The following is a 25,977-nucleotide window of genomic DNA, read 5'->3' as shown; positions in this document are numbered from 1 at the left end:
CTGTATACTAAAAACCCCCGCCGGGTAGGGCAGGGGCTTTTGTAGTAAAATGGTATCACCTTAGTCGGCGGGCTGTGTAGCACGTTTCTGCTTGTTCAGGTCGTCTATTATCTTCTGGTTGTTGCGCTTGTACTCCAGCTCATTGGGCGTGCCTGTTGCCAGCTCTATCGATTTTTTGGCTGCAGACATGGCCTCTTCGTTATTGCCCAGCCTCTTCTCTATGCGGGCCTTCAGGTACCACATATAGAATGCCTTGGGGTTCTGGTCTATGGCCATGTTCACATATTTCTGGGCCAGCTCTGTTTTCTGGTTGGTCTCGTAGTAGTAGCTGGCCGCCTGGAAATAGGGCACATTGGTGCTGTTGATGGCCTTATCTATGTTACCGGCCACCACATCTTTGTTGTCGGCCACTACGGGCAGCACTATTTTAGTGCGCTCCCACATTATCTCTATCTTACAGCTATTGAAGGTGATATCGGTTATCTGTACGGTGAATGTCTGCACGTCTTCATTAAGTTGTGTAGGTTTCACTTTTATGCGCGCGGCATCGTACTCGCGGGGGAAACCATCGGCCGTCCAGTTACCTGTGGCCGTGCTGAATATCACTTCCCATTTGTCCCTGTCGGGTATGGTATATACCGAGTATTCGCCGGCCTTCAGCCTCATGCCGCCTATCTCCATATCCTCGCCCAGCTTCACTTTCGTGGGGGCGTTGGCGCCGGTGCGCCATACTTTACCATAGGGTATCACATCGTCCATTATCTTGCGGCCCCTCATAGACGGGCGGCTGTAGGTGATCTCTATATTGGATACAGAGAAATCTTGCGTGATCTTGGCGGTAGGACTGAGCGATGGAACCTTCAATTGAGCCTGGGCATTGCCCGATGCCAGTATGGCGGCGAACAGGAATGCCGATAAGAAAAGACGTTTCATGATGTAAAAAGTGTGTTTAAAAATGGAAAGCTAAAGTACAAAGTTTTGCCCCAAAGGTTTCATAAAAATAGCCGATGAAGGTATAGGCATGTAGGATGGTATGGCTATATCCCGGAAGGGATGATAAGAGGAGGTACGCGGATATGGCAAAAAAAAAGTTCCCGACATACCATGGCATGTCGGGAAAGGACTGTACTTACTGACCCATCGCTGAGTGGAACAAATGTCTGCAAAAAGTTCGGTATTCCGAAATGAAAGATATGTTATATGTATGTCGTGCGCATGTGTGTGCCGAACGATAGCATGGCAGAACCGGGCCGGATCTTTTGGCAAAAAATAGCGGCCGTACTTTATGGTACGGCCGCGTAGGGTTATGATCCTCTGTTATAATAGTTATTCCACAACTATTTTGTTGTTGTAATTCAGGCCATTGGCCTTTATGCTGATGATGTATATGCCCTTGGCCACACCATTCAGGTTCAGGACAGTGGTACCGGCAGTAGCGCCCAGGTCTGCAGTAGTAGCAAATACGCTGCGGCCAGTTACGTCGGCAAGGCGCACCTCGGCCATACCTGCGTTCTCTACACCCCAGGATATGTTCAGCACACCGTTGGTGGGGTTGGGGAAGATAGCTATGCTGCCTGTAGCTATCTTCATATCCTGCACGCCCGAAGTGATGGGAGTGATGGTATGTGATACTGTATGCTGTACAAAGCTGGCGCTGGTCATAGACGATGAGCCTGATGTGAGCGTGATAGAAGTATACGGAGTAGTAGCATAGTTCATCAGCTCGGGGTATATCTTATATGTACCCACTGGCAGGTTGCTGAACGAGTAGTGACCGGCCGAATTGGTAACTGTCTGCTGCATGATAGCGCCTGTAGTGTTGTTCACACAGTATATCAGCAGGCCTACAGCGGGTATGGGGTCGGCAGTGCCTTTGTTGGCGCCTGTGGTCACATCGCCTGCTATGAAGCCGGGGCCCGATGTGGTCGCACCATAGTTCATATTTATGTTCTTGCTCATGTCATGAGTGCCGGTCACATGGTATACCACGGTAGCGGCGCTCCAGTATGCGCTGGCAGTGTGGTAGGTAGGCTGGTAACCCATGGGGGCGCTAAGTACCGATGAGTCGCAGGCGGCCTTTACACGGAACGAATCGGTGCCTATGCCGCAGAAAGAATAATGAGCGCTGGTGCCGCTGGCATATGCGTTCAGAGAGTCTACTGCATACAGCATATGGGTAGAGCCATTGTATTTGATGAGCCATACCTTCACCATACCGTAGTAAGGAGAGCCTGAGAACAGTACATCGCCCGATATGCAGTCGGCCGCGCTTACACTAATGGTGAATATGGCATATGCCATGCCGCTGCACCCGCTAACACCATAAGATATGGTAGCGATGCCGGGAGCCACACCTGTTACCACGCCCGATGCGCTTACGGTAGCTATAGCCGTATTGCTGCTGCTCCATGCGCCACCCGGAACGGTGCTGCTGAGTGCTGTAGTGAAACCGACCATTACGGTACCTGTGCCCGATATGGTGCCGGGGCTGGTGGTAGAGGTGATGGTAACGGTACGCGTGCGCAAGCCTGTGCCGCAAGCGCCTGTTACCAAATAGGAGATGATGGCAGTACCGGCCGATACGCCTGTTACCACGCCACCGCTAACAGTGGCCACCGAGGTATTGCTGCTGCTCCATGCGCCGCCTGCTGTGGTGCAGGTGATGGTACCCGTAGCACCTACGCATATGCTGCTAGCGCCAAGTAGAGAGTCTACGAATGGTACGCCGTTCACCGTCACTACAAAGCTCGAAGAGCAACCCGTAGATATGCTATAGTATATGGTAGCCGTGCCGCCAGATATACCTGTCACCACACCTGTGGTAGGGCTCACCGATGCTACGCCAGAACTGCTGCTCCATACACCGCCTGCAGTAGGGCAGGTGAGGGTGATAGAAGAGCCCGCGCAGAAGGGTGTTGTGGAGCCCGATATGGCCCCGGGTGCAGGATTGACGGTAAATACCGCAGTGCTCGTCACCATCAGGGTAGAGGTGTACGAAATGGTGGTCGTTCCCGCAGAAATGCCGGTCACAAGTCCGCCACTGCTTACAGTAGCTACTGCTACGTTGCTGCTGCTCCAGGTGCCGCCCGTGCTGGGGCCGGAACTGGTGCTGTCATACAGCAGGCTGGTGTTGCCCACGCAGGCGCCGAGTGTACCATGTATGGTAGCCGAGGCATCGCGGGAGAAGAGTAGGGCGCATAGGCCGAGTACGAGGATAGATAGTTTTTTCATAAAAAAGAGACAATGGTTGGTTTAAGAATAGAGTAATGTGCATTTTGATGTACGATAATTGGCGCAGTACTGTCTCCCGATGTTAGTAAAACAAAAGATATTTATTTTTTGGCATCAATGACTTTATCTGTAGGTTTATATTAATGAGTTAAAAATAAATTCTATAATATGTGTCGCTAAAAATGAGGTGTTCCCATACTGCTGTTCCTGCTACGTTTTTCACAACCGTCGCCGCCTTTGTATATATGTCGGTCAGGGTATTTTACCTATCTTTCCGTAAAAGAATATTCATACCGGGCTACTAGTATTAATATTACCTTTGCACAACGAAAAAATGAATATATAAATTTTATTTATTATATTTATATTTCGGTCTTACAAAACATACTCCTTTGAAACAGATAATACAGTCATTTAAGACCGGAGATACCATACTGGAAGAAGTGCCTGCCCCTGTAGTGAGGGATGGGTATGTGCTTATAAAAACGTCGCGTACGCTGGTATCGCTGGGTACAGAGCGTATGCTGGTAGAGTTCGGCAGGGCCAATATGCTGCAGAAGGCCATGCAGCAGCCCGAGCGTGTGAAGCAGGTGCTGAACAAGGTGAAGACCGACGGGCTGAAGCCTACCATGCAGGCCGTGTTCAACAAGCTGGGCCAGCCATTACCATTGGGATATTGCAATGCAGGTACCGTCATAGCCGTAGGCGCAGGCGTAAAGGGTATAGCCATCGGCGACCGTGTGGCATCGAACGGCCAGCATGCCGAATATGTGTGTGTGCCGCAGAACCTGGTAGCACATATACCCGCCAATGTGAGCGATGAGGCCGCTACATTCACCGTCATAGGCTCTATAGGGCTACAGGGCATACGCCTCTGCGACCCCAAACTGGGCGAGACCATAGTAGTAGTGGGACTGGGCCTGATAGGCCTTATCACTGCCGAACTACTGCTGGCCAACGGCTGCCGGGTGATAGGTATAGATACCGACGCCAACAAGGTAGAACTGGCAAAGAAAAAAGGCGTAATAGCCATAAACCCCACCGCCGGTACCGACCCTGTGCGCTATGTACACAGCATGACGGGCGATGCAGGTGCCGATGGGGTCATCATCACGGCATCGGCCAAGACGGACGAGATAATAGCACAGGCGGCCAAAATGAGCCGTAAGCGGGGCCGCATCATACTGATAGGCGTTATAGGCCTCAACATCAGCCGGGCCGACTTCTATGAGAAGGAGCTCACCTTCCAGGTGTCCTGCTCTTATGGTCCGGGCCGCTATGATGATAGTTACGAAAAGGAGGGTAACGATTACCCACTGCCATTCGTACGGTGGACAGAGCAGCGCAACTTCACCGCTATACTGGATATGATAAGCCGTGGCAAGGTAGATGTGACATCGCTCATCACCAGCCGTGTGCCCCTCGGCGAGTATGGCAAGATATACAACGACATCAGCAACCGCGATGCCATAGCATCTATACTGGAATACCCCGAGGATAGCAGCCCGGCAGAGACCGTCACGGTAACGGATGGTAGCTTTGCGGCAGGCCGCGGAGGTATAGGTATCATAGGTGCGGGCAATTTTACCGGCATGACCATGCTGCCTATACTGGGCGCCATCAATGCGCCGCTATACAGCATAGCCAGTGCGGCGGGCGTTACCGGTACGGCGCTGGCCAAAAAATACAAGATAGGCAAGAGCACCACGGACTACAAAAGCATACTGAACGACCCCGCTGTAGACCTGATGATAATAACCACCCGCCACAACGAGCATGCGCATATGGTGGCAGAGTGCCTGGCGGCAGGTAAGCATGTATTTGTAGAGAAGCCACTGGCCATAGACCGCCAGGGACTCAATGATGTATTGGCGGCATACAATGGCAGCAAGACACTTACCGTGGGCTTCAACAGGCGTTTCTCGCCACACAGCGTGGCCATAAAAAAGGCCATAGGCGATGCCCCCATGAATGTGATAGCCACCATGAATGCCGGTGCCATACCTGCCAATGTATGGGTACACGATATGAAGGTAGGCGGCGGCCGCATAGTAGGCGAGGCATGCCACTACATGGACCTGATAACCTACCTTACCGGCAGCCGCATAAAGGCGGTTTGCATGAATGCCATGGGCGTGAACCCGGCCGAGAATACCGATAATGCCAGCATACTACTGCAGTACGAGAACGGCAGTACAGGTGTCATCAACTATTTTGCCAATGGATCTAAGGAATACTCCAAAGAGCGTATAGAGGTATACTCGCAGGAGCGTACCCTCATCTGCGACAATTTTCAGCTCACTACCGGCTATGGTGTGCGCGGCTTCTCAAAGCTGAAGACGAATACCGATAAAGGCCATAATGCCCAGTTCAGGATGCTGGTAGAGCGTGTGAGGACCGGCGGATCCGCCCTCATACCGTTCGATGAGATAGTGAATACCACGCTGGCAGGCCTGGCCGCCATAGACAGCCTGCGCACAAGGCAGTGGGTAGAGGTGGGTCAATTGGTCAATTAGTTAATTGGTCAAAAGGTTAAATAGTTAATAGGGTAGGGAAGAGGTGCAGAGATAGGCGGATATAGGATACAGAGATACTTTTTAGACAATATCAAAGCCCATCATCCTCTCCGGAAAGAGAGAGACGGGGAGAGGTTAAAGAAGAGATAATGCTGATAGATATCATAGCGGGCGCAAGGCCCAACTTCATAAAGATAGCGCCCATAATAGACGCTATAAGTGCACGGCAGGCAGCGGGTGTGAACATACACTACCGCCTGGTGCATACCGGCCAGCACTACGACAAGAAGATGAGCCATGATTTCTTCGAACAACTGGATATACCTGCACCCCACCACAACCTGGAGGCGGGATCGGGCACACAGGCCGAGCAGACCGGAAAGATAATGACCGCCTACGAGCGCCTGCTGATGGGAAAGCCCTGCGACCTGTGTATAGTGGTGGGCGATGTGACATCTACCATGGCATGCTCTATAGCAGCCAAAAAACTGAACAATATAAAGGTAGCGCATGTAGAGGGTGGTATTCGCAGCGGCGATATGACCATGCCCGAGGAGATAAACCGCATCGTTACCGACTCCATAAGCGACTATTTCTTTACCACATCCGTTACTGCAAATGATAATCTGCGCAGGGCTGGTGTGAGCGACGACCGCATCTTCTTCGTGGGCAATACCATGATAGATACGCTGTACAAGCAGATGCCCCGCTTTACAAAGCCCCCTATATGGGAAAAGGCAGGCCTTGCAGCGGGCGAATACCTCATTATGACCCTGCACCGCCCCGCCAATGTGGACGATGCAGGCAAGCTGCGCGAACTGATAAGCGAGATACTGCTGGGGGCTAAAGGAATGCCGGTCATATTCCCCGTTCACCCGCGTACCGCCAAAATGCTGGATGCCACAGGCATAAAGGCCGACAACCTGCATGTGGCAGAGCCCATGAGCTACCTTGAGTTCAACTACCTAGTGAAGAACGCCCGCGCCGTGGTGACCGACTCTGGCGGCATTACCGAAGAGACCACCGTGATGGGTGTGCCCTGCATGACCCTGCGCGACAGTACCGAGCGGCCCGAGACCTGCACCACAGGTACCAACGAGCTATTGGGTACCCACCCATCGGCCATAGCGCCGGCATTCAGCAGGCTGTTCGCCGGCGAGTGGAAAAAGGGCCAGATACCCGAATTGTGGGATGGCAGAACAGCAGAACGCATCGTTAAACAATTGATCCATATTTTTGCATTGAAATAAAATATGATAAGCGACCTCGCCCATACTACAGACACTGTTGTGAGCACATTATTGCTCATGGCCGACCGTGTACTGGAAGTATCACGCGATGGCGCTATCGTAAATGAATGGGCCTCGCCCGAGGGTGAAGGAAAAATGACACCTGCGGACAGCAATGCGCTGGTGTATAAACTGAGCTACCTCGTTAAGGCATGTATCGATGAGAAGAAGAACGAGTCGCTGGAATATAGCATCACATCGGGCGATACGGTATCGAAATACAAGGTAAGGGTACTATCAGGCCAGCCCGGGCGAATGGATAATGTGCTGGTGGCCATAGAGCTCCTGTCTGCCAAAAAGGTAGGCAAGATAACCGAGCTGGTATGGAAGCAGGTGCTCGATGCATCGGGCGATGGCATGTGGGACGTGAACATACCCGAGCAGACCATATCTTTCTCTGCCCGCTGGCACAAGACCTTCGGCCATGCGTCGCAGGATATAAGGACCATAGCCGACTGGGTGGCCATGATACACCCCGACGACAGGAATGCTGCCCTGCATAACAAGGATGAATACCTGGAAGATGGCATGACATCCTATCGCTCCGAATTCAGGGTGCTCTGTTCGGACGGGTCTTATAAGTGGGTGATGAGCAAGGGCATGATAGTGGCCCGCGACAACGATGGCAAACCCCTTCGTTTCATAGGCACTCATACCGACATCAATGCGCACAGAACGGCCGAAGAAAGATATTTCTCTACCGCGCAGCTACTCTCCAAGCTCATAAACAACCTGCACGATGGTGTGCTGGTGATAGACGAGAACAAGAAGATACTCTATGCCAACCAGATGTTCTGCGACATTTACAATGTAAGCGAGCATCCGTCCCTGCTTATAGGCATGGATGTGTACCAGAGCATAGCATCGCGTATGCCGTTCTATAAGGACCCCCAGCGTTTCTATGACCGAACCGTAGAGGTGCTGACCCGGCAGGAGATAGTGCTGAACGAGGAATGGGAGATGGTGAATGGCAAGATAATAGGCCGCGACCATATACCGCTCACCCTGGGCAAGGACAATAAAGGATGCATCTGGAAGTTCAGGGACATAACGGTGCAGAAGAACACCGAGAAACAGCTTGCCGATCTGCGCAATTTCTACGAGCAGATACTGAACCAGATAGCTGCCGATATAGTGGTGTTCGATGATGAGCTCAGGTACTTGTTCATCAACCCCACGGCCATAAAGAACAAAGAGCTGCGCGAATGGATGATAGGCAAGACCGATGAGGACTACTGCCGTGTGCGCAATAGGTCGTTCGAACTGGTAGAACGCAGGCGCAGGATATTTGACGAGGCCATAGCTACCCGGCACAACGTGGAGTGGGAAGAGATGCTTGTGAACAAGGACGGAGAACCGGAATATCACCTGCGCAATCATTATCCCGTTTTCGATGAGCAGGGCAAACATGTGATGAGCATTGGCTATGGCCTCAACATCACCGACAGGGTAAAGGCTCAGCAGGAGTTGCAGACCAGCCGTGATACGTTCGCCAGCGCCTTCAACGACTCCGGTATAGGTATGGCCCTGCTCAGTCATGAAGGCATGTGGCTAGATGCCAACAGTGTGCTGTGCGAGATAACAGGCTATACCAAAGAAGAGCTGCAGCGCCTGAGCCTGAAGGATATAACCCATCCCGAAGATGTGAACACCTACAGGGAACAGGTAGAGCGTATGCTGCGCCGGGAGATCTCTACATACAACGGTGAGAAAAGGCTTGTCTCCAAGCGTGGCGCCACCTTACTGGTATCGTTCACGCTATCGCTGGTGCGCACCAACGATGGCCTGCCCAAATTCTTCATAGTGCAGGTCATAGACATTACCGGCAAGAAGGAAATGGAGCTGGAGCTGCGCAAAAAGAACGAGGAACTGGAGCTGGCAAGGCAGAACCTGCTGAACAAGGTGAACCAGCTGGAAGACCTGAGCCACATCATAGCGCACAACCTGAGGGGGCCGGCCGGCAATATAAAGATGCTGTCGGAAACACTGCTGGAACAGCAGACACAAAGGAACAACGGAGAGCCTGCGCAGGACGAAGTATTTACGCAGGACGAGGCGCTGCTGCTTATACACGACAGCAGTATGTCGCTTATGGATAGCCTCTCTACCCTCATGCAGATAACGCAGATAAAGCTGAACAAGGAGATACCCAAAGACGATTGTGATGTGGTGGCCATAGTGAACGATATATGCAACCAGTTGCAGAGCGCCATTCTCGAGAAGCAGGCCGTAGTACGCATAAAGCTGGATGTGACCCGGGTACAGTACCCGAAAGCATACCTGGAGAATATATTGTATAACCTTATCAGCAATGCGCTGAAATATACCATCAGCGGCCTGGTGCCCGAGATAGATATAACTACCGAAATGCAGGATGGGCATGTGTGCATCGTGGTAAGGGACAATGGCCTGGGTATAGATATGGACAAGTATGGCGACAGGCTCTTCAAGCTGAATCAGGTGTTCCATCAGGGTTTTGAAAGTAAAGGTATAGGACTGTACATCACCAGGACCACTGTAGAGTCGCTGGGTGGCAAAATAGAAGTAAAGAGCGCTCCCAATGAGGGAAGCGAGTTCATAGTTACATTGTGACAGGCAGGGAATGATAACAAAGCTAAAGAGGATAATAGACCTGGTACGCAATATGGGCTGGCGGTGGGCCGCCTTCAGGGCAAAGCATGAATTGCTGCGCCGCACCGGCCTGCTGAAAAAAAGGTTCCCTGCCGATCCCCCTTTTCACAGGTATATAACGCTGGATGAATGGAGAAAGAGCACACACAGGTTCTTCTTCCATTCCCGCGATACCCTTACCATACCCCGCAGGCCCGATGAGGGCCTTGCCGTGGCATTCCGGCATTTGGAACAGGGAAAACTACTGTTGTTCAACAGTGTGCTTGCCGACCTGGGTCCTGACCACGATTGGGTCACCAATCCCGATAACGGCTACAGGTACGATGTGAGCAAGCACTGGACCGAGATACCCGACTACTCTGCCACCGCAGGCGATATAAAATATGTATGGGAGCGTTCGCGCTTCTCCTACCTTTACGACATCATCAGGTACGATCATCATTTTGGTGAGGACCATAGCCAAATGGTATTCGATGATATGCTGTCGTGGATCGGGAGTAACCCCGTGAACCGTGGCCCCAACTACCGCTGTAGCCAGGAGATGTCGCTGCGTGTGCTCAACTGGACCTTTGCCCTGCATTTTTATCGCCACTCGCCCGCCCTTACCGAAGAGGTGTTCGACCAGGTGCAGCATACCATATACTGGCACCTGCACCACATATACCACAACATAGATTTTTCGCGCATAGCCGTGCGCAACAATCATGCCATCACCGAGACACTCACGCTTTACCTTGGCGGCCTTTTGTACCCCTCCCTGCCCGGCGCCGCCGTATGGAAAGAACGGGGCAAGGCCTGGTTCGAGGAAGAGGTGGCCTACCAGGTATATAAGGATGGTACCTTCCTGCAGTTCTCTATGAATTACCATAGGGTAGTGGTACAGTTGCTTACCTGGGGTATAGTGCTGGCCGATAAGAACGGTGAGCGCTTTGCCGATGTGGTGTACGACCGTGCCCGCAATTCTGTACGCTTCCTGCGTACCTGCATGGTAGACGAGAACGGCTGGCTGCCCAATTATGGTGCCAATGATGGTGCGCTCTTCTTCAAGCTCAGCAATGCCCATTACCGCGACTACCGGTCACAATTGCATGCGCTGGCCGCGGCCCTGGGCCTGGATGCCGGTATAGATGGCAGCCACGAGGATAGGTCGTGGTACGGTATAGACAAGCTCACCACGCAGCAATGGCATCCCGGCAATGGGCTGCATTCCTTTTACTGGGGCGGGTACTACATCATTCGCGAGCCGCACACACTTACTTTCATACGCTGTGGCAACCATAAGGACAGACCTTCGCAGGCCGATAACCTGCACATAGATGTATGGCACAATGGCGAGAACATACTCACCGATGCAGGCAGCTATAAGTATAATACCGATGCCGCTACCATACGCTACTTCAGCGGCACACGCTCGCACAATACGGTGATGGTGGACGATAATGACCAGATGCTGAAGGGCGGCAGGTTCATATGGTATCACTGGACGCAAAGCCGGGGTGTGGAAATGACCGAGGATGCAGGCAGCTACAAGTTCACAGGCAGGATAAGCGCTTTCAGGCATTTGCACAAGCGCATTCGCCACCAGCGTACGATAGTAAAGGAAAAAGGCCGTCCATACTGGACGGTGACCGACGAGTTGCTATGCGTACCTGCAAAGATGTCTATGCGGCAGCTATGGCATGTGCCGCTGCCGCTTACACATAAAGTAAGGATAAGGGCCGAGGGCGATGATGGGGTAGCGATGCTGCCCGCCAAATATGATGGCTGGAGCTCTTCGCTCTATGGGGCCAAAGAGCCTACCGATGAATACTGTTTCACCACCGCAGGGCGGGTGATAAAGACAGTCGTAGAGTTATAGTATCTTCGCCGCCGCCATGAACATCCTGCTCATTCATCAGTACTTCCTGGAAGAGGACGACCCCGGCGGATCGCGCTGGAACGAGTTCTCCCGCATCTGGACCGCAGAGGGCCACTCCGTGACCGTACTGGCAGGTATGATGCACTACAATGGCCATGAGAAGCGGGCCGAATACAAGGGCAAGTATTTTGTAAAGAAAAAGCAAGGAGATATGGATGTATGGCGCTGCCATGTGTCTGAGGCATACAATAAAAGTTTCCTTGGCAGGCTGTGGGGCTATTTCTCCTTCATGTTCTCGGCCTTCTATGCGGGTCTGTTCAAGGTAAAGGGCAGGTACGATGTGGTCATCGTCACCTCGCCACCGCTGTTCGTAGGCATTACGGGTTACCTCATATCGCGGCTCAGGCGTATGCCCTTCGTGTTCGAGGTGCGCGACCTGTGGCCTGAATCGGCTATAGATACAGGTGTGCTTACCAACAAGCTCATCATAAAGCTGGCCTATTGGGTAGAGGCTTTCATATATCGTACCGCTCGCCTCATAAATGTACTTACACCTGCCTTTTACAATGCCCTGCGCGATAAAAAAGGCATGCCCGAACGCAAGCTGATACAGATATCCAATGCCGCCGACTTCAGCCTGTCGGAGAAGCTGCTGCGCGAGGTGGACAGGGATACTTTTCGTAAAGAGCATGGGCTGGATGGTCATTTCGTTATCACCTATGTGGGGGCGCACGGTGTGGCCAATCACCTGGAGCAGGTGCTGGATGCAGGTGAGGCCCTTGCCGATACCAATGTGCTCTTCCTGCTCATAGGGCAGGGTATGGAAAAAGACAGGCTGAAAAAGCTGGCCGCCGATAGGAAGATAACCAATGTGCGCTTTCTGGATGCTGTACCCAAGGCCGAGGTGTTCCGCTATATACTGGCCTCGGAGATGGGGGCATCGGTGCTGAAGCGGGTAGATACTTTCAAGACCGTATACTCCAACAAGACCTTCGATTACATGTCTTGCAAGCGGCCCATACTCATGGCCATAGATGGGGTATCGCGCGAGCTGGTAGAGGCCGCCGGTGCCGGCATATATGTAGAGCCCGAGAACACTGCCGAGTATGACCGCATCATTCGCCAGTATCTTGCCGACCCCGGCCGCATCGCGCGCGAAGGCGAGAGCGGTTACCGCTATGCTCGCGAGAATTTCGACAGAGAGGTACTGGCAAAAAGATACCTGGAGCACATAAAGGATGTAGTAAAGAAGTAATGTCAGGTCATGCAGCAAGTATAGGATGATCGAACCTTTGGCTTACATATTTCAGGGCAGCATCGATATCCTCGTTCTCAAGGTCGGGCAATTCTTCCAGTATCTGAGCTCTGTCCAGTCCTGCGGCCAGCAGGTCCAGTATATCTGTCACCCTTATCCTCATTCCGCGTATACAGGGCCTTCCGCCACATTTTAAAGGATCGGTGGTTATACGGTCTTTCCACGAAGAGCTTTCCATAGTTACATTCTTATAATTACAAAGATATATCATTAGGTCATTTGCGTTCTGCCAATCCCTTTATCCTGTTCAGGGCCAGTGGCCAGGTGCGGGCAAAGTATTCGCTGTATTCCTGTGTCACATCTACCTCTATGGTCAGTTCTGTCTGGTCTCCTGCTTTTTTCAGGGTGTAGTTCTCCATGGCGCCCATCCATTCCCTGCTTGCAGGGCTATCGGGCTGCACTATGCCGTTCTTTACCTCTGCCATATGCCTTATAGACATCAGTTCATTCGGTATAGCGGCCACTATCACCCCCGCCATGCCATTATTGGTATTATCCAGGAACAGTACATTGCTGCCTGCTTTCCAGTCCGTCTCTGCACGCGATCCCGCGCTGAACGCCGCAGACCACGACATATACGTCAGGTCGTTCCACAGTACGTTCCATATTCTTTCGGGTGGTGCGTCTATCAGTATCTTATGTGTCTGCCTGTTCATGGCGCTTGGAATATGCTCTTCTGCAATTTAGGTCATTATTCCTGTAAGCCCTGTTAAATAGGGCGTAGCGGTATATTGGATGGCCCGTTCACCACACGCCCGTCCACGGCATCATACCGCGATCCGTAGCACGGGCAGTCCCACGAATGTTCCAGCCCGTTCCACACTAGCACACATCCGCTATACGGGCATATGGCAGAGAATTGGTGCAATATGCCCTGCGGATCTTTATATACTGCTTTGTGGTACAGCCAATGGCTTATTATAGCGCCCTCTCCCGGTCTTATTTTCTCAGGTGTCACATGGTTCACTGCAACGCGTTCTGTCCATTGTGCCAGGTTGCCCAGCCGGTATCGCAGCAGTTGCCCGTACCGGCGTATAGGGCGCAATGGGTCGTATATGTGTTGCCATTTATTGGGTATGCCATTCAGCAGGTCGGCTATTATCATGCCCGCTATGGTGCCATGCGTCAGTCCATGCCCCGAGCCGCCTGTGACCACAAACAGGTCTTTCCCGGTCTCTATGCGCCCTATATATGCCAGGTGGTCCATGGGTTCCATCACCTGCCCCGACCACCGGTACAGCACCTCTCCCGCACCGGGTACATATGCCCGTGCCCATGCTTCTATAGCTGCAAAACGCTCACGGGTCTCTTGCAGGCCGGTATGCCTGCCGGTGCGGTGGTCGCCACCACCGGCCAGCAGCAGGTCGCTGGCTTCATCCAGCCTGCATGCCCGCATATGGTAGTAGGGCGTATGGGTATCCCAGAAGAGGTGTGGTGGCATTATACCCTTTGGGCAACGCATACCCACTGCATAGCTGCGGTAGGCTATGTTCTTGCCGGGTATGGCGCTCTTTACTATAGGGTCGTTGGTAGCTACCACTACGCTCTGTGCTACTATGCATGCATTTTGGGTGTTTATGGTAAAGGTCTTCTCATCGTACATTACGGAAGTGGCGCGTGTATGGGTATATATGCGGGCGCCCATATTTTGTATCGCTTTAGCCAGCCCATCCAGGTAGCGCATGGGGTGGAATATGGCCTGGCCGCCAAAGCAGAGCGCATCGCCTGCGGCCATGCCCGGCAGGGGTATACCGTTCTGTATGGCTATGTTCTGTATGCCGCTTTCCCGGGCGGCCTGTAGCTCTTGTTGCAGGTCCAGCAGTTGTTGGCCATAAGGGTTAAAGAGGTAGCCGTTCACCCTTTGCAGCCCGCAGTCTATACTTTCACGCGCTGTTATCTCTTCTATTTTGTCTATGGCCGCCATATGGCTTTCGGCCGCCAGGCGTGCGCCTGCCTTGCCAAATAGGCGCTGTAGTAATGTATAGGTATCATCGAGTGCGAACGAAAGATGCGCTGTCGACCGGCCGGTCTCTCCACCGCCTATGGCTCCATCGTCTATCACCGTTACCTGCCTGCCGGTAGCGGCCACCATATAGGCTACCGACATGCCTGCTATGCCGCCCCCTATCACACATACGTCCGTCGAAATATTCTGCAGCAGTGGCAAAAAGGAGATGCGAGGGCCGCTATCCTGCCAGAATGCTTTCGTAGGGCCTGTCATATACTATCTATTTCTGCCTTTTCCTTCTCTTTTTATACTGGCCTATCATCACCAACCCTACGCCCGCTATCCAGATGATATTTTCTACTCTGTCTATAGTGTAGAAGGCCTCGCTTTCCAGGTTCATTTTCCATAGGGTGATGAAGAAGGCAACTATCAGTAGACCTATCCCTATACCGGTATATATCCTGTGCGCACGGTCCATATATTAAAGTTACTCCTTATTGTTCGAAGGCTTTGTTATTTCTGGCATAAAAATGTAACTTGCGCCCACTAAATTCACGAACATGAGCCATTTGATGCTGGGTGCTTTTTATGATGCCGTTAACCTGAGCGTAGGTCCCATACTTACTTACACATTTTTCTTCCTGCTGGTGATAGAGTTCCTGTATGTGAGCTTCAAATATACCGGTACATCTGACGATAAGTAATTTTCTGTCTTGTCCCACAGACCGCTAAATATCGCGGAGATACGCATGGATTACAGTCGCGAGGCCCTCGATGAGCAGGCGACGGGAGATGATCCCATGCATTTTTTCATGAAATGGTTCAGCGAGGCAGAGTCGGCACAGATTACCGAGGTCAATGCCATGACCCTAGCTACCGTAGATGCCGACCATCGTCCCCATGCACGCATAGTGCTCCTCAAAGGGGCGGACGAACGTGGTTTCTCCTTTTTTACCAATTACGATAGCGCCAAGGGCACGCACATAGCTGCCGACCCCTTTGTGGCACTGCTTTTCTTCTGGAAAGAGCTGGAACGTCAGGTGCGCATAGACGGCCGTATAGAAAAGCTGCCCGCTGCCGAAAGCGATGAATACTTCTATTCGCGCCCCGTGGGTAGCCGCCTTGGCGCCTGGGCATCGCCCCAGAGCCGCGAGATACCCGGCCGCGAGGTGCTGGAGCAGAATTATGAGCGCTACCAGAAAGAATTTGGCGAGAACGTACCCCGGCCACCACACTGGGGCGGCTACCTGGTAGTACCGCAGCGCATAGAGTTCTGGCAGGGTCGCAGCAGCCGCATGCACGATCGTATCTCTTTCTCCCGCAACGAAGATGGTAGCTGGAAACGTTGTCGTCTGGCGCCTTGATCTTTTTGGGGAATTAGGAATTGGGTTTAGGAATTAGGTATTGGGGGGAATTAGAAATTCCCCTTTGGAATTTCCCCCTTTGTAATTTGGGCTTTGGAATTTGGAATTTTCCCTTGGAATTTGAGATCTGGAATTTCAAATTTTTATATTTGATATTTGGTTTTCCGAAAATGGAACTTATCTTTATCTGGATAAAGTTCTTTCATCATGCGGAGAAGAATATTAAAGCTTATAGCATCGTCGCCCCGTCTCTGGGCATTGCTGCTATGCTGCCTTGCTTCGCATACATCCTTCGGCCAGCAGCTTACCGCCCAGGTGGCCGATACTAATATCCACTTTCTTTACAGCCTCTTCATATGTGCGCCCATGGAGCCGGGTGCTTTTGCCGCCCAGGTAGCCGATACCATTGTCATCAATGATAGCATAACCCTTGTGGCCGAGCCTGTAGACTCTGCCAAGGCAGAGATGGATATGCAGGTGGCCACCGCCTTCGATACCGAGACAGAGATGCTGATGGAGCGCTTTGCCGAAATGCTGGAAGAAGAGCCCGAAGACCTGGGCAACCTGAGGCTTTACAAGTTCATAGACGACTGGTATGGCGTGCGCTACAAGTATGGTGGCACCACCATCAGGGGTATAGATTGTTCTGCCTTTTCACAAAAAGTATACGGGCAGATATTCTGTATAGACCTCTCTCGCACATCGCGCCAGCAATACCGCCACAGCGAGCGTATAAAACATCACGATGAGGCCACGGAGGGCGATCTCGTGTTCTTCCGCATCAATCGTATCCGCATTTCGCATGTGGGTATATACCTGGCCAATGGATACTTCGTACATGCATCACGTTCGAGGGGTGTGGTGGTAAGCAGCCTCAACGACCGCTACTGGAAACGCCGCTACGCAGGTTGTGGTCACATAGCCAGGGCCGAGCGTACCACAGAGTCGGGCCTCATGCCCGAGTTGTAGGGTTTACTTAGTTCACAAAATCGTTCAGGCTATCAGGTTTGGGCATGTGCGGCCTGTAGCGGAATACCTGCTCCTTCGTCAGTTTACCTGTGCCATACCGTCCCTTTATCTGTACCTCCCTTACCATAAAGGTGGTATCGTTCAGTACCTCGCCCTTGCGCCATACGGCCTGTGCGCCGCATTTGGCAGGCTTCCAGTGCGCTATATTAAGGATGCTGTCTATGCTATATGCGCCCCAACTGGCCTTGGAGCTGCGTATGCCCGTATAGCCGCCTATGGCCCGCAGGTACAGTTCCTCGTTGCCCTGGCTCACATTGCCGGGCAGCAGCACTACACCATTCTTGTAGAATACCATCAGCTCGTTCATTACCTGGCCATTCTCGTCGGTATCGGCAGGGCTGTAGTAGTAACCGTCCAGGCGCAGCCTGGCGGTGGTATCGGCATGGCGCTCTATGTTCAGGTCACGGTCTACACATATACCCAGTTTCTCGCAAGAGCATAGCGAGGCGATGGCGGCAAAGAGCAATAAGGTGAGTAAGATGCGCATGGGTGTGTACGTTATGTCAAAGGTAATTATAATAGCTCAGTACCGCTATTACACTATTACACAGCTTTGGCCGCCGGTACTTTTTAACAGTGCTTTCTCAGGTTTTACCGTAATTTCAGGCCATTGTACACACAACACTGTTAGCATGAAGATATCCTTCCATGGCGCGGCGCGTACCGTCACCGGCTCCAAGCATTTACTGCACATCAACCCCACTAAGAAGATATTGCTCGACTGTGGCATGTTCCAGGGCATGGGCATAGATACCACCCGCCTCAATAGCGAGTGGGGCTTCGAGCCTTCCGAGGTCGATCATGTCATCATCTCGCATGGGCATATCGATCACATAGGTCTGCTGCCAAAGCTGGTAAAGGACGGCTACAAGGGTAAGATATACTGTACACCACCTACGGCATCGCTGGCCAGGCTGCTGCTGGTAGACTCTGCCCGCATACAGGAGGCCGATGTAAAGTATGTGAACAAACACCGGCAGAAAGAACACAAGCCACCCGTTGCCCCCCTGTATACCGAAGAAGATGCCACTGCGGTATTTCCTCTCTTCGAGACCATACCATACAACGAACCATACATTGTGGACGAAGGTATAGAGCTGCTTTATACCGATTGCGGCCATATACTGGGCTCTGCGGCCATCAACCTGAAGATAAAGGAGAAGGGTGTGACCACCCACCTTACCTTCAGCGGCGATGTGGGTCGTTACCGCGATATGATACTACGCTCGCCACAGGATTTCCCGCAGGCCGATGTCATCATCATGGAGTCGACCTATGGCGACAAGCTGCACGACCTGCAGGCCGTAGCCACCGACAAGCTGCTCGATCATATAGTAGAGACCTGCCTGAAGCGCAAGGGCAAGCTGGTGATGCCTGCCTTCAGCCTGGGCCGCACGCAGGAGATACTGTATATGCTGAACCGCCTGGAGCTGGAAAAACGCCTGCCGCCGCTCACATACTATGTAGATAGCCCGCTGTCGGTGAAAATGACCGAGACCATAAAGCGGTACCCAGCTTGCTTCAATAGCAATGTGCAGCACCTCCTTCGCAAGGACGATGATGTGTTCTCCTTCAAGGGGCTAACATATATAGAGGATGTGGACGATTCCATACGCCTCAACGACAGTAAGGAGCCCTGTGTCATCATATCGGCATCGGGTATGGCCGAGGCCGGCAGGGTGAAGCACCACATAGCCAACAACATCACCGATAGCCGCAATACCATATTGCTTACCGGCTACTGCGAGCCGGGATCGCTGGGGGGCAGGCTCAAGGCCAACCCGCCCGAGGTGCGCATCTTTGGCCGTGCCTTCCCTGTAAAGGCCCATATAGCAGAGATAACCAGCCTGAGCGCCCATGGCGACTACGAGGACATGAGCCAGTGGCTGGCCTGCCAGGACCCCCGCCAGGTGCGCAAGCTCTTCCTGGTGCATGGCGAGTACGAGGTACAGCAGCGTTTTAGCGACAGGCTGCAGCGAAAGGGTTTCGAGGACATAGAGATACCTGCCCAGCACACCGTATACGGCATATGAACAGCGGAAGGGTGATCATATTTTACTAATTTTGCGCCTTTATATAAAAGAACATGGGCTTATTCGACAAACTTTTCAGGCGGAACAAAGATCAGCAGGAGCAGAAAGAGGCGCTTGACCAGGGTTTGCAAAAGACCAAGGAGGGATTTTTCTCAAAACTTGCCAAGGCCGTTGCCGGGAAGGATAAGGTAGACGAGGAAGTGCTGGACCAGGTGGAAGATGCCCTCATAAGCGCCGACGTAGGTGTAGATACCACGGTGGCCATCATAAACCGCATAGAGCAGCGCGTGGCCCGCGATAAATACCTGGGCACATCGCAGCTGAACGATATACTGCAGGAAGAGATAATGAGCATGCTCACCTCGGCCCCTTCCAACGAATTTGCTACGTTCGATGTTCCTGCAGGTAAGAAGCCCTATGTGATACTGGTAGTAGGTGTGAATGGTGTGGGCAAGACCACCACCATAGGCAAGCTGGCCCACAACTTCAAAAAGAACGGCAAGAGCGTACTGCTGGGCGCGGCCGATACCTTCAGGGCGGCGGCTGTAGACCAGCTCACCATCTGGAGCGACCGTGTAGGTGTGCCTATAGTGAAGAAAGAGATGGGCAGCGACCCCAGCTCGGTGGCCTTCGATGCCGTACAGAGCGCCATTGCCCGCGATAGCGATGTAGTGATAATAGATACCGCAGGCCGCCTGCACAACAAGGCATACCTGATGGACGAGCTGGGCAAGATACGCCGCGTGATAAGCAAAAAAATGCCCGATGCCCCGCACGAGGTACTGCTGGTGCTGGATGGCAGCACCGGGCAGAACGCCATAGAGCAGGCGCGCCACTTCACCGCTGCTACCGATGTTACGGCCATAGCCGTGACCAAGCTGGATGGTACGGCCAAGGGTGGGGTAGTGCTGGCCATAGCCAACCAGTTCAGGATACCGGTGAAATACATAGGCGTAGGCGAGCGCATGGAAGACCTGCAGATCTTCGACAAGGCCGAATTCGTGGATAGCCTTTTCAGTCTCAAATAGTAGAAAGTACCTTTTCCCGTTTATTTACTGTTACGCAACAGTTCCAGTAAGTGTGCCATACCCGTAGTGGCGGGTTGCTCTATAGGTACTACATTGCGAAAGCGCTTCACCTCGGGTATGCGCTTGTCCACCACATACTTCATTACATGGTCGGGTACATGGTCTACGAGTCCCGCTGCCGGGTATACCGCCAGCGATGTGCCCACCAGCACAAAGACATCGGCCTCATACATCAGCGGTATGGCCTGTGCTATCATAGGCACCGGCTCCTCGAACCACACTACATGCGGCCGGTATCGTCCGCCGTCCGCGGCTATCATATCAAGTGTTATATCGGTGGTAATGGGGTATAGCTGGTATTCATTGCGCTCGCTGCGCATCTTCAGTATCTCGCCATGCAGGTGCATTACATTGCGCGATCCCGCCCTTTCGTGCAGGTCGTCTATATTCTGGGTCACTATATGCACATCATAGTGCTCTTGCAGGGCCGCAAGGGCTATATGTGCGGCATTGGGCACGGTGGCCAGCACATCGCGGCGGCGCATATTGTAAAACTCCTGCACCAGCGCGGGGTCTCGGCGCCAGGCGCGTGGAGTGGCCACATCCTCTACCCTGTGGCCTTCCCACAGGCCATCGCTGTCTCTGAAGGTGTGCAGCCCGCTCTCTGCGCTTATGCCTGCGCCGGTCAGCGCCACCAGTCTCTGTTTTGCCATCGTTCTACCTTTTAAATGACCCCTTTGGCGGTATATTGCCGCCACTGTAAATATACTCATCATAGTGCGCTAATTTGCACTTGCATCATGACCACCATTACCGCAGACAGGCTGCATATAACAGAGTTCTCCGTTTACGATACCTCTTTTATCATAGAGCTGCTCAATAGCCCCGGCTGGCTACAGTATATAGGCGATCGCGGTGTATCGGATACCGAGACGGCTTTGGCCTACCTTATGAACGGCCCCATGAAAAGCTATAACGAAAAGGGCTTTGGCCTGTGGCTTGTAAAGCTGCGCGCCACCAATGCCTCTATAGGTATGTGCGGCCTCTTGCAGCGCGAATATCTGCCGCATCCCGATATCGGTTTTGCGCTGCTGCCGCGATACGAAGGCCAGGGTTATGCTTTCGAGGCCGCAAATGCTGTGCTGCGTCATGGGGCAGAGGTGTTGGACATGCGCACCATCATGGCCATAGTTACACCCGGTAATGAACATTCCCTGCGACTGCTGCAAAAGCTGGGCTTTGCCCATAAGGGTCCCATCACCGTACATGACGAGGAACTGGTATCGCTGGAGTGGAATGCTGCGCCCTGATACAGGCCCCCACCTGTGGCAGTACACACCCAACAGGTGGGGAGAATATTCCCTCTCGCATCGGTACATCTCTTACATTCCCCAAGCATATTGTTAAAAAGCGGTCTGCTTTTTATATGTTCTTTTTACAAAGTCACTGATCGTCAATTCTTTGTTCCCCGTACGCTTTTATAGGCCACATAATGGCCCGCCCGTGGCAACGTTTTTGCGATATTTCATAATGATCTCAATATCATTGTTATGGATAGGGATGGCGCATCAAAGAGCATATGGCAGCACGCAGTAGGTAACTATATACCTGCCAACGACCGGGATGAACATACAGTGTATGACGTACTGGTGATAGGTGGAGGTATCACGGGTCTCACAACAGCATTGCTGCTACAGGAGAGCGGGCAGAAGTGCCTGCTGGTAGAAGGACACAATATAGGTTTCGGTACAACGGGCGGCACTACGGCCCATCTCAATACTGTGCTCGATACACCCTATATCGACATCGCCCGCCATTTTGGTCACGATGCTGCATGCCTTGTGGCCAAAGGGGCAAGAGAGGCTATAGATCTCATAGAGCAATTCACCAATAAGTATGGCATAGAAAATGACCTCGCCTATAAGACGGGCTATCTCTTTGCCACTACGGGCGAAGAGGCCGATATGCTGCAGGAAATGATGGAGGCCAGCGACCGTGCGGGTGTACCCATGCAGCGCAGTGATATATTGCCTGTTCCTATTCCATATGTCAAGGCGGCCTCTGTGGCACGCCAGGCGCAGATGCATGCGCTGAAGCATCTGCTGGGCCTTGCAAGAGTGTTCGAGATGAAGGGAGGCGTTATTGTGCAGCAGTGCATGGTGCACAAGCTGCATGATGATGATATAATTACTGCCGAGACATCACAAGGTGTTATCAGGGCCAGGTATGCCGTATATGCCACGCATCTGCCTCCTGGTGTCAATGTATTCAGCTTTCGCTGTGCGCCCTACCGCAGCTATGCCATAGCCTTTACCCTTAAAAGTGGCGAATACCCCGATGCTATGGTATATGACCTTAAGGAGCCATATCACTACTATCGCTCGCAGGTGGTAGATGGTGTTAAGTATGTCATAGCCGGTGGGCTCGACCATAAGACGGGCCACAATGAAGATACCGCACATGTACAGCGGGAACTGGAGCTATATATGCGGCAGTACTTCGATATAGATACTGTGGCCTACCGGTGGTCATCGCAATACTATAACTCTGTAGATGGCCTGCCCTATATAGGGCTTATGCCCGGCCATAGTAAGGTCTATGCGGCCACGGGGTTCGGGGGCAATGGCATGATATACGGCACCCTGTCGGGAAAGATATTGTGCGACCTCATCACTAAGGGTACGTCTTCCTACGAAAAGCTCTTCGATCCCGGCAGGATAAAGCTGGCAGGTCTTGGTACCTTCCTCAAAGAGAATGCCGATGTCATACACCAGTTCGTGGCGGGCCGTTTCAGCGCCGAGGAGATAGAGGAGTTATCGGGCATAGCGCCCGGCGAGGCTAAAATGGGTGAATGGGAGGGCCAGAAGCTGGCCATATACAAGAGCGATGAGGGCAAGCTGCATATACTCAGCGCCATTTGTCCGCATGTGGGCTGTACCGTAAAATGGAACAGTGCCGAGTGTACATGGGACTGCCCCTGCCATGGCGCACGCTATAGCCCTGATGGGCATTTGCTCACGGGCCCTGCGCAAAAGGGGCTTACACCTGTAAGACCCTGGGGCAAAGCTGATGAAGGGAACAAGGACAGCAGGGAGGACAAACCCGCCGCATAGTTGCCAATGGTGTAATTTTGCAGCCACTTGTACAATGCCGGAAAAAATACACAGCTCATAAAAGCCGAAGCGCAGCGCCTCGGCTTTATGTCGTGCGGGGTGGCAGAGGCCGTGCAACTGCAGGACGATGCCCGCCGGCTAGAGCAATGGCTCGGCAAGGGCTTCCACGGTACTATGCAGTACATGGAGCGCCACTTCGACCTCCGCACAGATCCCCGCAAGCTGGTGCCCGGTGCGCGCTCAGTGGTCACATTGCTGCTCAATTATTCTCCTGCGGCAGAACAATTGCCGCAGGCCCCAAAGGTGGCCAAGTATGCATGGGGCACCGACTACCACTATGTGATACGCGAAAAGCTGAACGAGCTGCTTGCATACATCAATGCCCACATAGGCGCTGTTAACGGTCGTGGCTTTGTAGATAGTGCTCCTGTGCTGGAGCGTAGCTGGGCCGTGCGCAGCGGCCTGGGCTGGGTGGGCAAGAATGGCAATTTGCTCACGCGTCATTCCGGCTCGTTCTTCTTCATAGCCACCCTCATCACCGATCTGGACCTGGTGGCCGATGCGCCCTTCTCTACCGACCATTGCGGTACCTGTACCCGCTGCATGGATGCATGCCCTACAGAGGCCATAGTATCGCCCATGTTGGTAGATGGCAGCAAGTGCATATCCTACCTTACTATAGAGCTGAAGGATGCCCTCATACCCGGCGACCTGCAAACAAAAATGGATGGCTGGATGTTCGGCTGCGATGTGTGCCAGGACGTATGCCCGTGGAACCGTTTCTCCCGCCCCAATAGCGAACCTGCTTTTACACCCATACCACAGGTGCTGGACCTTTCCCTGCGCGAATGGGAGGCCATGAGCGAGGAGGCCTTCAATAAGATATTCAAAAGCTCGCCCCTAAAGCGCAGCAAATGGAAGGGCATACAGCGCAACATAGGCGCTATAAAAGATAATGGCTGATGCTACATGCCTTGCTTTAGTTGTTTGCGTGCTTTTTGCAGCAGGGCTGTCTCCTTTTTATCCTCAGGTGGGAACTGCGGATCCATCTTGCGCAGCTTTTCCAGTACTATGCGCGCTACCTGCAGGTGTGTAAATGGTTTGTGATCGGCAGGTATCACATACCATGGCGCTTTCTTTGTGCTGGTGTGTTCCAGTGCCTGTTCGTAGGCTTTCTGGTACTCCGGCCAGAAGCCACGCTCGGTAATGTCCGCTGCCGAGAATTTCCAGTGCTTTTCTTTATTGTCCAGCCGGGCAAAGAAACGGTCGCGCTGCTCGTCAAAAGACAGGTGCAGGAAGAACTTCACTATCTCTATGCCGTTCCTTACCAGCCCCTTCTCAAAGCCGTTTATCTGTTCGTAACGCTCCTTCCAGAATTTTTTGTCTACCTTCTTTACGGTATCTATGCCCGGTCTGCGCTCTGCCAGTACCAGTTCAGGGTGTACTTTGCATATCAATACGTTTTCGTAGTGCGACCTGTTGAAGATGGCTATCTCTCCATGCTGGGGTATCTTCTGTATGTGCCGCCACAGGAAATCGTGTTCCAGCTCCAGGTCGGTAGGGTGCTTGAAGCTGTGTACCTGTGTGCCCTGCGGGTTCAGGCCACGCATCAGGTGTTTTATGGTGCCGTCCTTGCCCGAGCTGTCCATACCCTGCAGAATGATGAGCAGCGACCGCCTGTTCTCTGCATACAGCCGGTATTGCAGCGCCGATATCTCCTCTACACATGCAGCCAGTTTTTCCCGCAGTTCTTCCTCATCATGCAGCTTGCCCGGTGCGGTGGCTACCTCGGACAGCCTTACTTTCTCCCCCGGCGATATTTTATATTTGCGCACATCCATAGTGGCTTCATTACCGGCATACCCCATGCCTTTTCTAAAGATAACGTTATAGATCGGTATGCTCTTAAAGTTTTGCGATATTTGTTCGCAGCTCATATCCGCATCCCTATGGCCTACTCTAGCTATGGTCTTCTTCAGCATATCTTATTGCCGCCTACGGCGGTAAATGAGCGGCGGCTCGGGGAAAGGTGTAATGGCAGGAACATCCTCATCACCGGTGCCAGCTATGGCATAGGTGAAAGCCTGGCCTATATGCTGGCCGGTACAGGAGCTACCTTGCTACTTGTGGCCAGGACAGAGGAAAAGCTGCTACAGGTACAGGGAGAGGTAGCCCGGCGCGGTGGTACGGCACACATATTCCCCACCGATCTTTCAAAGTCCGAAGAGGTAGCGGTACTTACGGAAAAACTCCTGCAGTTGCCCGGCGGTATACACATAGTGGTGAGCAATGCAGGCAGGTCCATTCGCCGTTCCTTGTACGATTCCCTGAACAGGCATCACGATCTTACCCGCACCATGGCCGTCAATTACTTTGGCCCCACGCAGCTCATACTTGCGCTTATTCCTTCGATAGAAAAGAACCGGGGTCACATCATCAATATATCTGCTGTCAATGTGCTGCTGGCACCTGCGCCCTACTGGGCGGCCTACCAGGCATCAAAGGCCGCGTTCGATAATTGGTTCCGCTGCGCCGTGCCCGAACTCAATGCCGGGTAGTGTCTCAGTTTGAAATTATTTGCTACGCTCCCTGACCATTTCATCAAATTCATCGGAATACCAA

Annotated in this window: 23 protein-coding genes; 14 read left to right on the top strand and 9 right to left on the bottom strand. The window is 52.6% G+C overall.

What is annotated here, in order from left to right:
• Nucleotides 1-60: 60 nt before the first annotated feature.
• Together ABD843_RS12915 and ABD843_RS12910 are read right to left on the bottom strand one after the other, a co-directional pair.
• Nucleotides 61-933 (bottom strand): DUF2911 domain-containing protein, encoded by an 873-nt coding sequence (locus ABD843_RS12915; protein ID WP_345083807.1) that lies wholly within the window; start codon nucleotides 931-933, stop codon nucleotides 61-63.
• A 393-nt stretch (nucleotides 934-1,326) separates the two neighbouring features.
• Entirely contained in the window at nucleotides 1,327-3,231 is a 1,905-nt protein-coding gene (locus ABD843_RS12910; RefSeq protein WP_345083805.1) for a T9SS type A sorting domain-containing protein, read from the bottom strand.
• A gap of 392 nt (nucleotides 3,232-3,623) precedes the next feature.
• Here ABD843_RS12910 and ABD843_RS12905 point away from each other — a divergent pair, with 392 nt between their 5' ends.
• The 5 genes from ABD843_RS12905 (at nucleotide 3,624) to ABD843_RS12885 (ending at nucleotide 12,780) form a co-directional block, all read left to right on the top strand.
• Complete coding sequence (locus ABD843_RS12905) at nucleotides 3,624-5,747, top strand: bi-domain-containing oxidoreductase (RefSeq protein ID WP_345083803.1); 2,124 nt, start codon at nucleotides 3,624-3,626, stop codon at nucleotides 5,745-5,747.
• Between the two features lie 149 nt (nucleotides 5,748-5,896).
• A complete protein-coding gene (gene wecB, locus ABD843_RS12900) occupies nucleotides 5,897-6,997 on the top strand; it encodes a non-hydrolyzing UDP-N-acetylglucosamine 2-epimerase (protein ID WP_345083801.1) in 1,101 nt (366 codons plus the stop codon).
• Nucleotides 6,998-7,000: 3 nt separating this feature from the next.
• A complete protein-coding gene (locus tag ABD843_RS12895) occupies nucleotides 7,001-9,628 on the top strand; it encodes a PAS domain-containing sensor histidine kinase (RefSeq protein ID WP_345083799.1) in 2,628 nt (875 codons plus the stop codon).
• Nucleotides 9,629-9,638: 10 nt separating this feature from the next.
• Nucleotides 9,639-11,525 carry an alginate lyase family protein gene (locus ABD843_RS12890; RefSeq protein ID WP_345083797.1) on the top strand — a complete coding sequence of 629 codons (1,887 nt, stop codon included), beginning with the start codon at nucleotides 9,639-9,641 and terminating at the stop codon, nucleotides 11,523-11,525.
• A gap of 16 nt (nucleotides 11,526-11,541) precedes the next feature.
• Nucleotides 11,542-12,780, top strand: a complete 1,239-nt coding sequence (locus ABD843_RS12885) for a glycosyltransferase family 4 protein (protein ID WP_345083795.1) — start codon at nucleotides 11,542-11,544, stop codon at nucleotides 12,778-12,780.
• A 7-nt stretch (nucleotides 12,781-12,787) separates the two neighbouring features.
• On the opposite strand, the gene ABD843_RS12880 is transcribed toward ABD843_RS12885, so the two are convergent.
• From ABD843_RS12880 to ABD843_RS12865, 4 genes are read right to left on the bottom strand one after another with little or no spacing between them, the layout of a single operon-like run.
• Nucleotides 12,788-13,018: a DUF433 domain-containing protein gene (locus ABD843_RS12880; RefSeq protein ID WP_345083793.1), complete on the bottom strand. Its 231-nt coding sequence runs from the start codon at nucleotides 13,016-13,018 to the stop codon at nucleotides 12,788-12,790.
• Nucleotides 13,019-13,055: 37 nt separating this feature from the next.
• Nucleotides 13,056-13,496: an SRPBCC family protein gene (locus ABD843_RS12875; RefSeq protein WP_345083791.1), complete on the bottom strand. Its 441-nt coding sequence runs from the start codon at nucleotides 13,494-13,496 to the stop codon at nucleotides 13,056-13,058.
• A 53-nt stretch (nucleotides 13,497-13,549) separates the two neighbouring features.
• Nucleotides 13,550-15,061, bottom strand: coding sequence for an FAD-dependent oxidoreductase (locus ABD843_RS12870; RefSeq protein ID WP_345083789.1), 1,512 nt, complete (start codon nucleotides 15,059-15,061; stop codon nucleotides 13,550-13,552).
• Nucleotides 15,062-15,068: 7 nt separating this feature from the next.
• Entirely contained in the window at nucleotides 15,069-15,266 is a 198-nt protein-coding gene (locus tag ABD843_RS12865) for a hypothetical protein (protein WP_345083788.1), read from the bottom strand.
• Nucleotides 15,267-15,348: 82 nt separating this feature from the next.
• Here ABD843_RS12865 and ABD843_RS12860 point away from each other — a divergent pair, with 82 nt between their 5' ends.
• The 3 genes from ABD843_RS12860 to ABD843_RS12850 all read left to right on the top strand — a co-directional run bounded on the left by ABD843_RS12860 (nucleotide 15,349) and on the right by ABD843_RS12850 (nucleotide 17,121).
• Entirely contained in the window at nucleotides 15,349-15,492 is a 144-nt protein-coding gene (locus ABD843_RS12860) for a hypothetical protein (RefSeq protein WP_345083786.1), read from the top strand.
• 9 nt (nucleotides 15,493-15,501) lie between these two features.
• Nucleotides 15,502-16,152 (top strand): pyridoxamine 5'-phosphate oxidase, encoded by a 651-nt coding sequence (gene pdxH / locus ABD843_RS12855; RefSeq protein WP_345083784.1) that lies wholly within the window; start codon nucleotides 15,502-15,504, stop codon nucleotides 16,150-16,152.
• Nucleotides 16,153-16,359: 207 nt separating this feature from the next.
• Nucleotides 16,360-17,121: a C40 family peptidase gene (locus ABD843_RS12850; protein WP_345083782.1), complete on the top strand. Its 762-nt coding sequence runs from the start codon at nucleotides 16,360-16,362 to the stop codon at nucleotides 17,119-17,121.
• Between the two features lie 7 nt (nucleotides 17,122-17,128).
• Here the strand turns inward: ABD843_RS12850 and ABD843_RS12845 are convergent, their stop codons facing one another.
• Nucleotides 17,129-17,668, bottom strand: coding sequence for a hypothetical protein (locus ABD843_RS12845; RefSeq protein ID WP_345083780.1), 540 nt, complete (start codon nucleotides 17,666-17,668; stop codon nucleotides 17,129-17,131).
• Nucleotides 17,669-17,813: 145 nt separating this feature from the next.
• Between ABD843_RS12845 and ABD843_RS12840 the strand changes: the two genes are divergently transcribed.
• Nucleotides 17,814-19,214 (top strand): MBL fold metallo-hydrolase RNA specificity domain-containing protein, encoded by a 1,401-nt coding sequence (locus ABD843_RS12840; RefSeq protein WP_345083778.1) that lies wholly within the window; start codon nucleotides 17,814-17,816, stop codon nucleotides 19,212-19,214.
• Nucleotides 19,215-19,267: 53 nt separating this feature from the next.
• Nucleotides 19,268-20,242: a signal recognition particle-docking protein FtsY gene (gene ftsY / locus ABD843_RS12835; protein WP_345083776.1), complete on the top strand. Its 975-nt coding sequence runs from the start codon at nucleotides 19,268-19,270 to the stop codon at nucleotides 20,240-20,242.
• A gap of 20 nt (nucleotides 20,243-20,262) precedes the next feature.
• Here ftsY and ABD843_RS12830 read toward each other — a convergent pair whose 3' ends face one another.
• Nucleotides 20,263-20,955, bottom strand: a complete 693-nt coding sequence (locus ABD843_RS12830; RefSeq protein WP_345083774.1) for an SIR2 family NAD-dependent protein deacylase — start codon at nucleotides 20,953-20,955, stop codon at nucleotides 20,263-20,265.
• Between the two features lie 87 nt (nucleotides 20,956-21,042).
• Between ABD843_RS12830 and ABD843_RS12825 the strand changes: the two genes are divergently transcribed.
• The 3 genes from ABD843_RS12825 to queG all read left to right on the top strand — a co-directional run bounded on the left by ABD843_RS12825 (nucleotide 21,043) and on the right by queG (nucleotide 24,318).
• Entirely contained in the window at nucleotides 21,043-21,552 is a 510-nt protein-coding gene (locus tag ABD843_RS12825; RefSeq protein WP_345083772.1) for a GNAT family N-acetyltransferase, read from the top strand.
• A gap of 240 nt (nucleotides 21,553-21,792) precedes the next feature.
• Nucleotides 21,793-23,355 carry an FAD-dependent oxidoreductase gene (locus ABD843_RS12820; protein WP_345083770.1) on the top strand — a complete coding sequence of 521 codons (1,563 nt, stop codon included), beginning with the start codon at nucleotides 21,793-21,795 and terminating at the stop codon, nucleotides 23,353-23,355.
• Nucleotides 23,356-23,382: 27 nt separating this feature from the next.
• On the top strand, nucleotides 23,383-24,318 hold the full coding sequence (gene queG / locus ABD843_RS12815; RefSeq protein ID WP_345083768.1) for a tRNA epoxyqueuosine(34) reductase QueG: 936 nt from the start codon (nucleotides 23,383-23,385) through the stop codon (nucleotides 24,316-24,318).
• 2 nt (nucleotides 24,319-24,320) lie between these two features.
• Here queG and ABD843_RS12810 read toward each other — a convergent pair whose 3' ends face one another.
• Nucleotides 24,321-25,190 carry a PPK2 family polyphosphate kinase gene (locus tag ABD843_RS12810; RefSeq protein WP_345083765.1) on the bottom strand — a complete coding sequence of 290 codons (870 nt, stop codon included), beginning with the start codon at nucleotides 25,188-25,190 and terminating at the stop codon, nucleotides 24,321-24,323.
• A 114-nt stretch (nucleotides 25,191-25,304) separates the two neighbouring features.
• Between ABD843_RS12810 and ABD843_RS12805 the strand changes: the two genes are divergently transcribed.
• Entirely contained in the window at nucleotides 25,305-25,913 is a 609-nt protein-coding gene (locus ABD843_RS12805; RefSeq protein ID WP_345083763.1) for an SDR family NAD(P)-dependent oxidoreductase, read from the top strand.
• Nucleotides 25,914-25,977: the final 64 nt, after the last annotated feature.

This window comes from Nemorincola caseinilytica, from assembly GCF_039540515.1.
GTDB classification, from domain to species: Bacteria; Bacteroidota; Bacteroidia; order Chitinophagales; family Chitinophagaceae; genus Nemorincola; species Nemorincola caseinilytica.
Note: the sequence above shows the minus strand (reverse complement) of the source record. Positions and strands in the feature narration are given on the sequence as shown.